General features: G+C 43.2%; 8 protein-coding genes, 1 tRNA gene and 1 CRISPR repeat array. Of the genes, 6 read left to right on the forward strand and 3 right to left on the reverse strand.

Annotated features, from left to right (window positions below):
- Positions 1-442 precede the first annotated feature (442 nt).
- Positions 443-1,501: a CRISPR direct-repeat array (repeat unit 37 nt; unit sequence GTTTCAACGACCATCCCGGCTAGGGGTGGGTTGAAAG).
- A 261-nt stretch (positions 1,502-1,762) separates the two neighbouring features.
- Positions 1,763-1,836, reverse strand: a tRNA-Pro gene (locus CLI64_RS15520).
- A gap of 192 nt (positions 1,837-2,028) precedes the next feature.
- On the opposite strand from CLI64_RS15520, the gene lipA reads away from it, so the two are divergent.
- From lipA to CLI64_RS15540, 4 genes are all read left to right on the forward strand, one after another.
- Positions 2,029-2,922 (forward strand): lipoyl synthase, encoded by an 894-nt coding sequence (lipA, locus tag CLI64_RS15525; protein WP_103138052.1) that lies wholly within the window; start codon positions 2,029-2,031, stop codon positions 2,920-2,922.
- A gap of 112 nt (positions 2,923-3,034) precedes the next feature.
- Entirely contained in the window at positions 3,035-3,952 is a 918-nt protein-coding gene (locus tag CLI64_RS15530) for an NAD(P)H-dependent glycerol-3-phosphate dehydrogenase (RefSeq protein ID WP_103138053.1), read from the forward strand.
- A gap of 630 nt (positions 3,953-4,582) precedes the next feature.
- Positions 4,583-5,833, forward strand: coding sequence for an RNA polymerase sigma factor SigC (gene sigC / locus CLI64_RS15535; RefSeq protein WP_103138054.1), 1,251 nt, complete (start codon positions 4,583-4,585; stop codon positions 5,831-5,833).
- Positions 5,834-6,168: 335 nt separating this feature from the next.
- Complete coding sequence (locus CLI64_RS15540) at positions 6,169-6,624, forward strand: Fur family transcriptional regulator (RefSeq protein ID WP_103138055.1); 456 nt, start codon at positions 6,169-6,171, stop codon at positions 6,622-6,624.
- Between the two features lie 313 nt (positions 6,625-6,937).
- Here CLI64_RS15540 and CLI64_RS15545 read toward each other — a convergent pair whose 3' ends face one another.
- Both CLI64_RS15545 and cobN read right to left on the reverse strand, forming a co-directional pair.
- Complete coding sequence (locus tag CLI64_RS15545) at positions 6,938-8,176, reverse strand: peptidoglycan-binding protein (RefSeq protein ID WP_103138056.1); 1,239 nt, start codon at positions 8,174-8,176, stop codon at positions 6,938-6,940.
- A gap of 14 nt (positions 8,177-8,190) precedes the next feature.
- Positions 8,191-12,270: a cobaltochelatase subunit CobN gene (gene cobN / locus CLI64_RS15550; protein WP_103138057.1), complete on the reverse strand. Its 4,080-nt coding sequence runs from the start codon at positions 12,268-12,270 to the stop codon at positions 8,191-8,193.
- A gap of 92 nt (positions 12,271-12,362) precedes the next feature.
- Here cobN and CLI64_RS15555 point away from each other — a divergent pair, with 92 nt between their 5' ends.
- Both CLI64_RS15555 and CLI64_RS15560 read left to right on the forward strand, forming a co-directional pair.
- Positions 12,363-14,294: a GAF domain-containing sensor histidine kinase gene (locus CLI64_RS15555; RefSeq protein WP_103138058.1), complete on the forward strand. Its 1,932-nt coding sequence runs from the start codon at positions 12,363-12,365 to the stop codon at positions 14,292-14,294.
- Positions 14,295-14,470: 176 nt separating this feature from the next.
- Positions 14,471-15,163: an N-acetylmannosamine-6-phosphate 2-epimerase gene (locus tag CLI64_RS15560; RefSeq protein ID WP_103138059.1), complete on the forward strand. Its 693-nt coding sequence runs from the start codon at positions 14,471-14,473 to the stop codon at positions 15,161-15,163.
- The last annotated feature ends 273 nt before the right edge of the window (positions 15,164-15,436 follow it).

Raw genomic sequence — 15,436 nt, forward strand, 5'->3', positions numbered from 1 at the left:
ATGCTCTTTTGAGCCAATGTACTGTGAAAAATCTGGGTTAGTTTGGCAGTTGGAAGATTGTCATGCTTTCTGACCCTGGTAGCTGCCCGCTTCTGATGCTGCCATCTGTAGCAATCTATGGATGGGATAGGTGCGCTCCCAGCAATAAGGAGTAAGGCTTTCAGCTGTAGCCGTTATTTATAACGGTGTGGATTACCACAGTGGTGGCTACTGAATCACCCCCTTCGTCGGGGGAATCCTCCCAAATATTTTTCTGGCGAATCAAAGCGGGGTCAAAAACCCTGGAGACTTGCCAAATTCTGAAAACCCTTGTCCTGTATTGAATTAAGAAATTACTGCGTCAATCGATTTACTTTTTTCATTGTCAGCAGAAGCAGCTTTTTAACAGACTTGTCAATTAGACATCTGAAAAGCTTGTATAACAAGGGTCTAGGCGGGAACAGTTTCAACGACCATCCCGGCTAGGGGTGGGTTGAAAGATTTGACTGGTAAGCATTAAACTGGCCGCCAGCCCACGTTTCAACGACCATCCCGGCTAGGGGTGGGTTGAAAGAGAAACTCAACATTGCCATTCACGCCCAATTTTTTAGTTTCAACGACCATCCCGGCTAGGGGTGGGTTGAAAGATTAATTCTTGCTTGTTGACACTCCAGCATTCCCCAGTTTCAACGACCATCCCGGCTAGGGGTGGGTTGAAAGAAGCAAGCCGAAACACCCAAACATTTCACCAAAAAGTTTCAACGACCATCCCGGCTAGGGGTGGGTTGAAAGCTACTGTAAATGTGTCACGAATATAAGGTGAAGTGGTTTCAACGACCATCCCGGCTAGGGGTGGGTTGAAAGGAGTCTTCACCTTCTATGAGGGTGAAGCTATTATTTGTTTCAACGACCATCCCGGCTAGGGGTGGGTTGAAAGAACAAGTAGGCGAAAAGTATTTTTGTAAGTATATGGTTTCAACGACCATCCCGGCTAGGGGTGGGTTGAAAGTTTGCGTTGAGCGATCGCCAAGGGGAATTAGGCGATGTTTCAACGACCATCCCGGCTAGGGGTGGGTTGAAAGGGTTTAACCAAATCAAACTTCACTACGTCAATTGGCAGTTTCAACGACCATCCCGGCTAGGGGTGGGTTGAAAGGTTGACCAAAAGAAACTCTTAGCAAACTTAGATGTGTTTCAACGACCATCCCGGCTAGGGGTGGGTTGAAAGCTTCTAGGTCAGCCATCACTAACTTATCGGTTGACGGCTGGTTTCAACGACCATCCCGGCTAGGGGTGGGTTGAAAGTCAAACCAACTAGTAGGAGTGTTGTAGCTGACTTGGTTTCAACGACCATCCCGGCTAGGGGTGGGTTGAAAGGATAAATACTACACTGGTTTCATTGATTCAACAGCGTTTCAACGACCATCCCGGCTAGGGGTGGGTTGAAAGTGTAAGCCTTCCTATTGCTACTGGCATTGTCTTTCAGTTTCAACGACCATCCTGGCTGGAGGTAGGTTGAAAGAAATTTTTTAGTATTACAATTTTGGCGGGAGGGTTGAAAGGCGCACTTCGTTCGGGATTATTCTGGATATTTGCAGGTATGTTAAACTTCGAGAAAACGGAACCTCAAAGCAGCCCCAAAAAGATAGTCAGCGACATTAATTTGTTAACGACTTTGACAGATGCTTTGACGACACTAATTCGTTAACAGCGACATTAATTTGTTGATAACGACAAGAATCTGTTAACGACGACAAATAATTAGTTATTCTACAACAACAAATCGGGATGACTGGATTCGAACCAGCGGCCCCTTCGTCCCGAACGAAGTGCGCTACCAAGCTGCGCTACATCCCGAAAATTTTCACACACCCCTAAACATAGCACAAATTCTGAATAGTCAATAGTCAATAGTCATTAGTCATTAGTTTTATCTCCCTTGTTCCCAGTCCCCATTCCCCCATATATATAGATATAGTGAAATGTCTTCAGCGAGGAATTTGCTTGCTAGGATTAGATTTGTACAACTTTGAGTGGTAAGGGCGGATTGTGACAGTTAAACCAGACTGGTTGCGAGTAAAAGCTCCTCAATGGGAGCGCGTTGGCAATGTTAAAGAGATTTTGCGAGATTTAGCACTCAATACAGTTTGCGAAGAAGCATCTTGTCCCAATATTGGGGAATGCTTCCAAGCTGGAACGGCTACATTTTTAATTATGGGGCCAGCTTGTACTCGTGCTTGTCCTTATTGTGATATCGACTTTGACAAAAAACCCAAAGCTTTAGATCCTACAGAACCAGCACGATTAGCCGAAGCTGTACGCCGGATGAAACTGAATCATGTGGTGATTACCTCTGTGAATAGAGATGATTTACCAGATGGTGGTGCGTCTCAATTTGTACGCTGTATTGAATCTGTGCGAACAGTTTCACCAAACACTACAATTGAAGTGTTAATTCCTGATTTATGCGGTAACTGGGATGCTTTAGAGATAATTCTCCAAGCTGCACCAGAGGTACTAAACCATAATACAGAAACAGTTCCACGGTTATATAAACGGGTGCGACCCCAAGGAAATTACGATCGCACACTAGAATTACTTAAACTCAGTCGTCAACTTGCACCTTGGTTGTACACCAAATCCGGGATTATGGTCGGATTGGGTGAAACTGATGCCGAAGTTCGTCAAGTTATGCAAGACTTACGCTCTGTAGATTGTGATATTTTGACTATCGGGCAGTATCTCCAACCGAGCCAAAAACATTTGCAAGTACAAGGCTTTATCACACCAGAACAATTTGCAGCTTGGCAAGCTTATGGTGAAGAATTAGGATTTTTGCAAGTTGTAGCATCACCCCTAACCAGAAGTTCTTACCATGCTGAACAAGTGCGGGAACTGATGGAACGCTATCCACGCCAGAGAGTGGTGAGTGCTGAGTGCTGAGTATTGAGTGCTGAGTATTTGGAATTTTGTAGGCGTAAGCCTTTGCTACGCAACGCTACCGCGAACTCGTAGAGTATTTTGAATTTTGAATTTTGAATTTTGAATTTTAAAGGTGCAAGGAAATACAGTCGCAATTTTGGGTGCAGGTGCTTGGGGTGCAGCTTTAGCAAAGTTAGCAGCAGAAAACGGCCATAGAGTTCGTATGTGGTCACGCCAGGGATCTGCCACCTTGGCAGAGGTTTTACAAGATGCTGAAATTGTTCTTTCTGCAATTTCGATGAAGGGTGTGAGAGATGTTGCATCTCAAGTACATTCTTTCACCCTTTCACCTACAACTATCTTTGTGACGGCAACAAAAGGACTAGAACCACAAACCATCTTTACGCCGTCGCAAATTTGGCAATCAACTTTTCCTGATCATGCAGTTGTGGTGCTGTCGGGGCCAAATTTATCGAAAGAAATTGAACAATCATTACCAGCCGCTTCGGTTGTTGCTAGTCGTGACACAACAGCCGCCGAAAAAGTGCAGCTGGTATTTTCTTCTGCGCGCTTTCGCGTCTATACCAATGCTGACCCCGTAGGTGTGGAATTAGGCGGTACACTCAAAAACGTCATGGCGATCGCAGCTGGAGTTTGTGACGGTTTACATTTGGGAACTAACGCCAAAGCCGCTTTAGTCACTCGCGGACTCACAGAAATGGTTCGCATCGGCAATTACTGGGACGCAAAAACGGAAACCTTTTATGGTTTATCTGGTCTAGGAGATTTGTTAGCCACCTGCAATAGTCCTTTAAGTCGTAACTACCAAGTCGGCTATCAACTAGCTAGTGGTAAGTCACTTACAGAAATTCTCTCCCATCTACCAGGAACAGCTGAAGGAGTAAATACTTGTCAGGTATTAGTCCAACTAGCCAGACAGAAAAACATAGTTATTCCTATTACCGAGCAGGTTTACCGATTGTTACAAGGTGATGTCACTCCTGGACAAGCCCTTGAAGAACTGATGCTTCGTAATATTAAACCGGAATAGGGAATAGGGAATAGGGAATAGAATCTGTAATTTTTAATGTTGAATTAATTACACTCCAATGCCCCATGCCCCATGCCCCATACCCAAAAAATGAAGAAATATTGATGTAATCCGAACTAAGTATGAAGTGTTGATGAAAAATTGCTAATTGTGAACAATTTGATTGTTGAAAGTATCACTTGTAACAGACCACTTGAGCCTCTGGAATTATATGTTACCTCTCATTGTTCCTCAAAAATCCCTAGAAAAAAATTAGAAAATCGTCAGGAAAACAGTTTCATATCCATGTAGATGTGACTATACCAATGATAAACATGATTTCCACTGAATGATGTTTATACAAAATCCTAAAGTAGCAACTAATATCCCTGATGTTTAAAAAGCTGACTCGGTAGTTCAGAATCTAAAGCCTAATTGTGAATTTGAATAGCTATTGGTTCAATCAAAAGTTTAGCAACCGAGCCTAATTCGGTGTTAATGCTTGCCAGAACCAGTAATTTGTTTTGCAAAAAAACATTACTGGAATTCTCAACCGTGTTAGATCATCTAAAATCACGGGAACAATAGCAACAGTTAAATTTCAATAGCTGACCGCAATCTATTGTTACCTGGAGCCATAGAGACGATTTTATGCCAGCAACATCTTTTTACGCAGATGCCGCCTACAATACCCCTAAATCCCGCCAGATGTTAGAACCTGATCTGACGGTTGATGATGGTGAGTTTTTGGCTGACGATCTCCATGATTTGGAAATTGCTGCGGCTGACCCCAATAATTTTGCTGCTAACAGTAACCGTCGCAGTACAGACTTGGTACGTCTATATCTTCAGGAAATAGGCCGAGTTCGGTTGTTAGGACGCGACGAAGAGGTTTCCGAAGCCCAAAAAGTCCAGCGTTACCTTAAATTGCGGACAGTGTTGGCTAATGCAGCTAAACAAGGAGATGCAGTCGCCACCCCCTATCTTAACTTAATTGAAGTTCAAGAGCGTTTAGCATCAGAGTTAGGACATCGTCCTTCTTTGGAAAGGTGGGCTGCTACTGCTGGTGTGAAGGTAACTGACCTGAAGCCGATTTTATCTGAAGGTAAGCGTCGTTGGGCAGAAATTGCCAAAATGACCGTTGAAGAATTGGAACAAATCCAATCTAACGGTTTACAAGCCAAAGAACACATGATCAAGGCAAATCTGCGTTTGGTTGTGTCGGTAGCGAAGAAATACCAAAATCGTGGTTTGGAATTGCTAGATTTAGTCCAAGAAGGGACTCTTGGTTTAGAAAGGGCGGTGGAAAAATTTGATCCTACCAAGGGTTATCGCTTTAGTACCTATGCTTACTGGTGGATTCGTCAAGGAATCACTAGAGCGATCGCCACTTCTAGCCGCACAATTCGCCTGCCTGTCCACATCACAGAAAAGCTCAACAAAATTAAAAAGGCTCAACGCAAAATTGCTCAAGAAAAAGGTCGCACTCCGACTTTAGAAGACTTGGCTATTGAGTTAGAAATGACACCAAGTCAAGTACGGGAAGTTCTATTAAGAGTGCCTCGTTCTGTTTCTTTAGAAACTAAAGTTGGTAAAGATAAAGATACCGAACTCGGTGAATTATTAGAAACCGATGGTGTTACTCCTGAAGAAATGTTAATGCGAGAATCTCTACAAAGAGATTTGCAACATTTATTAGCAGACTTAACCAGCCGGGAACGGGATGTCATCCTCATGCGGTTTGGTTTAGCTGATGGTCATCCTTACTCATTGGCAGAAATCGGCCGCGCCCTGGATTTGTCACGGGAACGCGTCCGCCAAATTGAATCGAAAGCTTTACAGAAGTTGCGTCAACCCAAACGTCGTAACTTGATCCGCGATTATTTGGAGTCTTTGAGTTAATTAATAGTTAATAGTCAATAGTCAATAGTGAACAAAACTTATACTATAGATTGTTGACTATTGACTATTTATTTGCATACACATCTTTTGATCCCCAGATACATAGGCATTCATTGCTTATTAGAAATTTCTGCCAAAAATAACTTGTGTAACAACACAATTATTTTTGGCAGAAATATTCAAATTGGGGATCAAAATTTTTATAATTTATCTTGTAAGCTTCATCAGTTATTTTAAAAAGCTTAATAATTATTCTCAATAAGCAATGATTGTTGCAAACCGCCCAAAACATTTGCTATATTCTCAATTAATAGGCTTTGTTGAGAAAAATTAGTATGACTGTCTACACAACTACTTCACTCAAGGCAGAATTAAACGAACGCGGTTGGCGTTTAACTCCCCAGCGAGAAACTATATTACATATCTTCCAAGAACTGCCTCAAGGCGAACACTTAAGTGCTGAGGATTTATACCACCGCCTAGAAGGTGATGGTGAAGGAATTAGCCTTTCCACTATCTACCGGACTTTGAAATTGATGGCGCGGATGGGGATATTAAGGGAACTGGAACTGGGAGAAGGGCATAAGCACTATGAAATCAACCAACCTTACCCCCATCACCATCATCACTTAATTTGTGTACGTTGTAACTCCACAATTGAGTTTAAAAATGACTCTATTTTAAAAATTGGAGCTAAAACTGCTCAAAAAGAAGGATTTCATCTGCTTGACTGCCAAATGACAATCCATGCAGTGTGTCCCAAATGTCAAAGGGCTTTAATGCCGCTTTAGCCCCCATTACAAGAAGGTAAAAGGCAAAAAGCACAAGTAAATTAAATATTAGTGGCCGATTCGATGAGCTTTTCGCCTCATACCAATTGCCTAAAAATAAGTAACAGATGTGAGTCAGACAAATCTTGCTGCGTCTAAATACCAATTTGAAACATGATGACGACAAATGGATTGCCCAAAAGCTTACTAGTAAAGCATTCCACAATCCAAAATCTAAAATCTAAAATCCCAAATGGTATGGTCTATTGCAAACTACTATGCGGAGGTAAATCAACTGTTACAAATTGATACGAAGAAAATACGGAAGTGGGTGCTAAAAGCGTCCACTTCTAATATCGTTGAGGCTGATGCCATAGAATTCCTGTGCTAGTCTAATGGCGTTTTTGGTATCTTCTGCCATTAGTCCGTTGAGTTGACCTTTATAGAATCCTCTTGCTTGCAGTCTGCGTTGGATTTCTAAAACACTAAAATCACCTTTTGGTGTTTTGTTAACTAAGCTATACAATTTAGCTCTGGTAGTGGGGCCAGCTACGCCACTCACAGCTAAATAGTTTTCGGCTTGAAATCTTTTAACAGCATCTGCGGTGTAAGAGCCAAAGTAGCCATTGGGTTGTCCCTGCAAATACCCGGCTTGGATTAATTGTTCTTGTAAGACTCGCACCGCTTCACCGCGATCGCCCATTTTGAGTTGATCCTTGCTAGTATTGGCAGTGCTAGTATTAGCTGTCTGTCTAGGGGAAGAAGTTCTACCACCCACACCCAATGGAGGTAGTTTCGCTAGTGTCGCTGGCCCTACAACCCCATCAACGTCTAATTTATAGGCAGTTTGAAATCTTTTAACGGCTTCTTGAGTCACCGGGCCGAAAATGCCTGTGGCATTACCGTAATAAAACCCAGCCACTCGCAAACGTTCTTGCAGAATTCTCACATCTTGACCTTCATCACCTTGAGCGAGATAGTTGGGACTTTGGCGTTTTGTAGTAACAGAATTAACTACTGTAGTCTGAGTAGGACGTGTATTGGCGGTAGTGCTGGTTTGTCTGGGACGTGTAGTAGCCGTGGTACTAGTGCGAGTTTGTGTATTGTTCGTGGTCGTTTGTCTGGTTGTTGTGCCATTACTTACAGGGGTGGCTGTGAGTGGTTGACTAATGACTGTCGCTGACGGCCATTTATCCAATCTTTCTAAAGTGCTAGTATCGACAATTCCATCAACAGGTAAACCTGCTGCTTCTTGAAAACGCCGCACAGCTGCTTCTGTATTAAAGTCGTAAACTTGGGTAATTTGTTCACGATAAAAACCTGCGGTGCGTAGCTTTTCTTGAAGATTTTTGACGGATGGCCCTTGATCTCCCCTTTCCAATGCCCAGACGCTGCTAACACTGCTTAAAACTGCTAATGTCAGAGCAAGAGGTAACATATGCTTCCAAGCCCTGCTAGAAAGACGTTGCCAATTAGGTAACGTAGCCTTATCTAATAGGGGGGTAAAAGAAACAAACTCACTATCGTTTCCTTCGTAGGCGGAAGCTAGATGTAAATACGCGATATTGTCCATAGTTCTTACACCACTTACTTTTCTTCAATCGCTGCTTCAGCTTGATGTACTAAACTGCGTAAATTTTCTAGTGTTTGTATATTTACATCCTGCCATAAACCGCGCTTGTGTGACTCTAATAATTTTTCCGCAATATCACGTAGAGCATGGGGATTTTTATTTTGAAGAAAATCACAAACTACTGGATCAAGTAAATAAGCTTGCATCACACCTTGATACATAAAGTCTTCTACACATCTAGCTGTGGCATCGTAGGCAAATAAAAAATCTACAGTTGCTGAAATTTCAAATGCACCTTTGTAGCCGTGGCGCATCATCCCTTCAATCCATTTGGGGTTAACTACGCGGGAACGGTACACCCGTGCAATTTCCGTTTTGAGTTGGCGGACGCGTGGTTGAGATGGAATGGAATTGTCACCAAAATAGGTTTCAGGATTTTGGCCTTGAATAGACCGCACCGCCACCGTTAAACCACCTTGAAACTGATAGTAATCATCAGAATCGAGCAAATCATGTTCGCGGTTGTCTTGGTTGTGCAGCACAATTTGCATTTGGGCTAGTCTTTGGGTGAAGGCTTCGGGGTTGGGCATGGGAAATTGGGCATTGGGCATTGGGCATTGGGAATCGTTCTCCCCTGCTCCCTGCCCCCTGCCCCCTGCCCCCTGCCCCCCTGCCTCTTTCCTCTTGGAAGAATAGGCGTAAGAACTCCAGTTGATGTAGGCTTGGGCTAAATCTTGGTCGGTTTGCCAGTTTTGGGAGTCCATTAAGCCTTGGAGTCCTGCACCGTAAGCACCTGGTTTAGATCCAAAGATGCGATATTGCGATCGCTCTATGGCTGTTTCTATACTTAAGCCTTGTTGTAACCAAAACTCTGTTTCTTGTTGGACTTGGGCAGCTAAAGGATTTTGTTCTGGGGGTTCGTCTAGGGCGGCGACGGCGTTGACGGCTTGGTCAAATAAATCGATTAAGTTGGGAAAGGCATCACGGAAAAAGCCAGAAATGCGTAAGGTGACATCGACACGAGGTCTTCCCAAAATGCTCAAAGGCAAGATTTCTAAGTCGATGACTCGCCGTGCTGCTCCATCCCACACGGGTCTAACACCTAGTAAGGCTAAGGCCTCAGCGATATCGTCCCCACCAGTCCGCATAGTGGCTGTTCCCCACACGGATAAACCTAGTGTTTTGGGATACTCTCCGTGTTCTTGAGTGTAGGATTCAATCAAGTTTTCGGCGGCTTTTCTGCCTACATCCCAAGCTGTTTCTGTAGGGATGGCGCGAATATCCACTGCGTAAAAGTTTCTGCCTGTGGGTAAAACCTCCGGTCTACCCCTAGTAGGTGCGCCTGATGGTGCGCTAGGGACGTATTTCCCATCCAATCCCCGCAGCAAATTTGTGATTTCCATCTGGGTTTGTTGTAAAGCGGGGAGGAGTTTGGTACTTATCCAGTTGAGGGAATTGGGAACTGGGCATGGGGCATGGGGCATTGGGAACTGGGGACTGGGCAAAAACTCTCCCCCTGCACCCTGCCCCCTGCCCCCCTGCCTCATAATCTCTTCTACTAACACTGCTGCATACTCTTCTAGGACACTCACGGCATCGCCTGCGGTGCGGCAGGGATGGGGGGTTTTTTGGGCTAGGATTTGTTTGTCGGTTGGGGATAATTCGCTGCTGAAATCGGCTGCAAGGGGGTCGATTTCTAAGTCCCAAGTGTTGGCTAAAACTTTGGTAATTCCTGGGGAATGGCGGTTAGGAATTCGGGCGATCGCTATAATTAAATCCCGTAGTTGTCTACCTTGGGGACATTGCCCAAAAATGTGTAAACCATCGCGAATTTGTGCTTCTTTTAATTCGCATAGATAACCATCTATTGAGTTCAAAATGTCTTTTTCGTCTTTAATACCTAAATCTTGATAAAGATTTTCTTGGATGATTAGTTTTTGGATGCGATCGCGTAATGTGGGTAAACGGGAAGGATCTAAACTTTCTGCTTCATAATATTCATCAATTAAATTTTCCAGTTGTTGCAAAGCCCCGTAAAGTTCAGCGCGAGTCATGGGGGGTGTGAGATGGTCGATAATCACCGCTTGGGCGCGACGTTTAGCTTGTGAACCCTCACCTGGGTCATTGACAATAAATGGGTACAAGTGAGGCATTGCACCAAAGGCGACTTCGGGGTAACAGGTATTAGATAATGCCAAACTCTTACCAGGAAGCCATTCTAAATTCCCGTGTTTTCCCACATGGACAATAGCATCAGCCCCAAAACATTCCCGCACCCAATAATAAAAAGCTAAATAGTTATGAGTCGGTTCTAAATCCGGCGCGTGATAATTCAAACTGGGGTCAAGATCATAACCCCGTGATGGTTGAATACCGACAAATACATTACCGAGTTGAATACCAGGAATTGGGAATTGGGAATTGGGAATTGGGCAAGCAGGAAGTGTGGGAGGGGTGGGAGGTGTGGGAGGTGTGGGAAGAAATCTTTCCCCCCTCACTCCCCACACTTCCCCATCTTCCCAGTCCCCAGTCCCCAGTCCCCAGTCCCCAGTCCCCCATCTCTCCCCAACACCCTGCTGCACTGCTGTGGGTAAAGAGACGAAATAGGCTTGATATTCTTCTACGGAGAGGCTTTGCTGTATTGGTCGCCAGTCTCTACCTTCTGGGTCATTGGTGACACCAGATGTTAACCGGGTGATTAATTCATCACTATTCGTGGGGGGATTTTCTACTATATAGCCGCTTTGCTGTAAGGCTTGGAGGATTTCTATACAACTGGCGGGTGTGTCTAAACCGACACCATTGGCTAAACGTCCGTCGCGGTTGGGGTAATTGGCTAAGATGAGGGCTATTTTGCGTTCTTGGGGTGGTTTTTGCCGCAGTTTTACCCAATTAGCGGCTAGTTGAGCGACAAATTCAATGCGATCGCTAACTGGTTCATACACTACTACATCGGTTTCCAAGTCAGGATTGCGAGTTTGTACTGTCTTAAAAGACACTGCACGGCTGATAATTCTACCATCTACTTCCGGTAGTGCGACATTCATGGCAATATCACGGGGAGAAAGTCCTTGTGATTGTGTTGACCACTGCTCTAAAAATCCGCCACTCAAAATCACTTGCAATACAGGAACATCCAATTTTTGCCATAGTTCAGTCTGGGGCGTTTCTGTATCTAACCGTGCTAAAGAAAAACTTGTGGTGTTAAGTAATACTGCAACTTGCTCTGAGTCTTGGGGTTGGAAAAACTCCATCAACTCTGCTTGCACTTCAGGGTCACGCAAGGAAGAAACAAATATCGGTAAAGGCTGCAAATTTTTCTTACATAAAGCCGCACACAAAGCATCAATAACTTTAGTATTTCCCGATAAATAGTGAGCGCGGTAGAATAATATACCGATTTTGGGCATGGGGCATGGGGCATAGGGCAAACAGGAAGTGTGGGAGGGGTGGGAGGTGTGGGAGGATAGGGAAGAAATCTTTCCCCCCTCTCTCCCCACACTTCCCCATCTTCCCAGTCCCCAGTCCCCAATCCCCATTCCCCAATCACCCACATAAAAACCCACACGGGGAACTCGTTGCGGCGGTGCTGGGTTATATGCAGTTGCTAAACATTTATCACTAATAAATTGCAGGGCGTTAACAAAATTTTCTATGCCACCTTCATGGAAATATTCCCATATTTGATTAACAGTGGACACAGGCAAGGTAGACTGAGAAAACAATTCAGGATCAAGAGCATCGTCTCCTGGCATTACAATTAAATTTATGCCATTACGTTGCACAATTTCTTGCACTACTTCTAAACCGTAAGTCCAATAGGAACGTCCTCCTATTAGGCGTAAAATGATAACTTGGGCAAGTTCTAAAACTTGTTCAGCATAAGTATCAATGCTTATTTGTTGCTGTAATAGTAATAAATTAGCTACTCTCAAAGCAGGAAATGTTGCAGGTAATTGGGGAACTGCGGCCGCCAGGGTTTGGATGTCGGTATCAGCAGCAGTAATGAAAACAAAGCTAGCTGGAGTTTGGTCTAAAAAAATGACACCTTCTGACTGATTCAATCCTACCGATGTGGTACTTATACGATGCATAATCCTGTATTACCGCTTTAAACTGTTGGTTAGAACATAATCAAACAAATATTTCAGCCTAGCACCCCACCCCTTTTACACAGCCATTGACAATGCTTAGTTCTCCTGATTTGAGCTTTTCTCGAAGTGTACCTGTAGTTGTGTTTAATCAACTTGGGGAATTGTTGCAGCAAACGGCTCGTGCAGTGAAGACTGCTGCTTTGGTATTGACAGAGGCGATTTTGTCTAGAGTTCGTGTTCCTGTGGAGTGGGAAAGACAGAGGTTTACATTAGTAGTATCTGAGCGATTTACTGCTTTGCTTGTAGGTGAGCAAGAACAACAAAGTCAGTTATGGGAAGAAATTTTACCTTTAAGCACGGATGGGGAGCATTCTTCAGGTTCATTAATCCATACTAGGCTGACGTTTAATTTAGATGCGATCGCCTCCTTTATTTCGCAGTTGCAAGACTTGTTTGGATGTGATTCTTATACTTACCAACATTTAGATAACTATCGCCAAATTCTGCAACCCAATGATGTTACACTACAAAGTCAATTTTCCTTATTGTTATTAGAATATTTTTTACCACAATCAACATCAGAGTCAACAACATCTACAATAAAAAATTTACCAGAATTTTATAGCTGTCAGCCCATAGAAGATGCCCTAAAAAAACAAGTTTCTCAAGAGAGACTACTAAACCAAGTAACGACTCAAATTCGCAAAAGCCTAGACTTGTCAGTGATTATGACAACGGCGATCGCCCAAGTTAGAGAGTTTTTAGAATTAGATAGATTAGTAATATATAAATTTGAGACGGCACGAGTCAATAATTATAATTCCCTACATCCCGGCATCCAAAAATTACGAAAATATGGTGGTTGTATCGTTTATGAGGCTAGAGCTACAGAGACAATTCCATCAGTGTTAGATTATCAGGAAAAAACTTGTTTTAGTAAAAATTCCTCATGTTGGGAAAAATATCGTCAGGGTTTTACCCTAGTTGTAGATGATGTAGAAAAAACCTATGCTCTAGAAGAGTGTTTTTTAGATTTTCTCAGACAAAGCCAAGTCAGAGCTAAATTAGCAGCACCGATTATTTTTGAAGATAAACTCTGGGGTTTATTGATTGCCCATCAATGTTACAATCCTCGTCAGTGGACTGAGAGTGATAAAAGTTTACTGATTTCCATTGCTGAACAATTAGCGATCGCTATTCATCAGTCAGAGTTAATGCGATCGCTCACTCAAGAAAAACAAACCCTAGAACAGCGCGTTATAGAACGCACAATGGCGTTAAGAGACGCTTTACTCGCCGCCGAAGCCGCAAGTCGCCTGAGAAATGAATTTTTAGCCACCATTAGCCATGAATTACTCACGCCGTTGACTTACGTAATAGGGATGTCTTCGACTTTATTACGCTGGCCTTTGGGTGAATTAAGTCAACGACAACGGGATTATTTACAAACCATCCACGACAGTGGCGAACATCTTTTAGAAATGATTAACGATATCCTCGATTTATCTCAAATTGAGGCAGGTAAAGCCGTATTAAATCTGGGAGAATTTTCTTTAGTCAAAATTGCCGAAAATACTCTAGAATCCTTACTAGAGAAAGCGCAAGCTGAACAAGTCACCTTAAAATTAGACTTGCAAATTGACCCGAAACGCGATCGCTTCATTGCGGATGTCACCAGAGTAGAACAAATCCTCTGGAATTTATTAACCAACGCCATTAAATTTACCCCAGAAGGTGGCAGCGTCACCTTACGTTTATGGGTAGAAGACGACACCGCCATTTTTCAAATTGAAGATACAGGTATTGGTATTCCCGATAACCAATTAACCCGACTATTTGAAAAATTTCAACAACTCGACACCCCCTATCGCCGCCGCTACGAAGGTACAGGACTAGGTTTAGCCTTAACAAAACAATTAGTAGAACTACATCGGGGACGCATTGAAGTAGAATCAACAGTAGGTATAGGCTCAATTTTTACAGTCTGGATACCATCACAGCAGACGGGAGCATTAAGTCAATAGTCAATAGTCAATAGTCAATAGTCATTAGTCATTAGTCATTAGTCATTAGTCATTACTCAATCCCGAATTGCCAACTGATCTGAGTTCGTAGTAAGGACTTTAGTCCTTTCCTGTTCGCGGAGTGTCTCTTAGAGAGAACTAAAGTTTTCACTAAAAACCTCTCACTGTTCACTGTAATGTCAATACTTCCAATTCCTAATTTCAATCAAGGACTCATTGTTTCTTGTCAAGCACCAATTGATTCACCATTGCATGAACCATCGGTAATTGCTGCAATGGCTGAAGCGGCTATCAATAACGGTGCTGTGGGTGTGCGTATCGATACACCAAATCATATTCGTGCTGTGCGTCAAAAAATTACAGCACCAATTATTGGTTTATGGAAACAAATCACTACTGACTATGATGTGTACATTACTCCGCAATTTCATCATGCTGTTGCTGTGGCGGAAGCGGGGGCTGATATCATTGCCATAGATGCCACAACTAGAAAGCGTCCTGGTGATGAGACTACAGCAGATATCATCACTCGCATTCATGAGGAACTGGGTAAATCAGTCATGGCTGATGTTGACACCATCGCCGCAGCAAAGTTTGCGGTGGCGGCTGGTGCAGATATAGTTGGGACAACTCTTTACGGTTACACTGCGGTTACTCAAGATTTGTCTCCTCCTGGTTGGGAATTGCTGACGCAGATGGTAGAACAGTTAGACGTTCCTGTAATTTGTGAAGGTGGAATTTCTTCACCGCAAATGGCGCGCAAGGCTTTAGATTTGGGTGCTGATGCTGTGGTAGTAGGTACAGCTATCACTGGAATTGATTTGCAAGTCAAAGCTTATGCTTCTGCTTTGCTGATTAATTTTGATTAAGTTTTAATTATGTGATTTTTCTGTTAAAAACCTGATGTACATAGACTTTCTGTAAGGTTTGTATCTTGCTTACTGTGGTTCAACTTTAAAAAATCCTCGACAATAGCAAATAGTCATCTTATGATTAGGTAATCAGCTTGATGTTTGACAAGTCGAAGCGGGGTCAAAAACCCCAGGGATTCGTCAAAATCGCCAGAACCTTGACAACATAATAATTACAGCGTTTCAATAATTCGGGAAGTTGCGAATTACTCGCAATAAGGTGGGCTGAAA

The sequence above is a fragment of the Nostoc sp. CENA543 genome, from assembly GCF_002896875.1.
Classification (GTDB): domain Bacteria; phylum Cyanobacteriota; class Cyanobacteriia; order Cyanobacteriales; family Nostocaceae; genus Trichormus.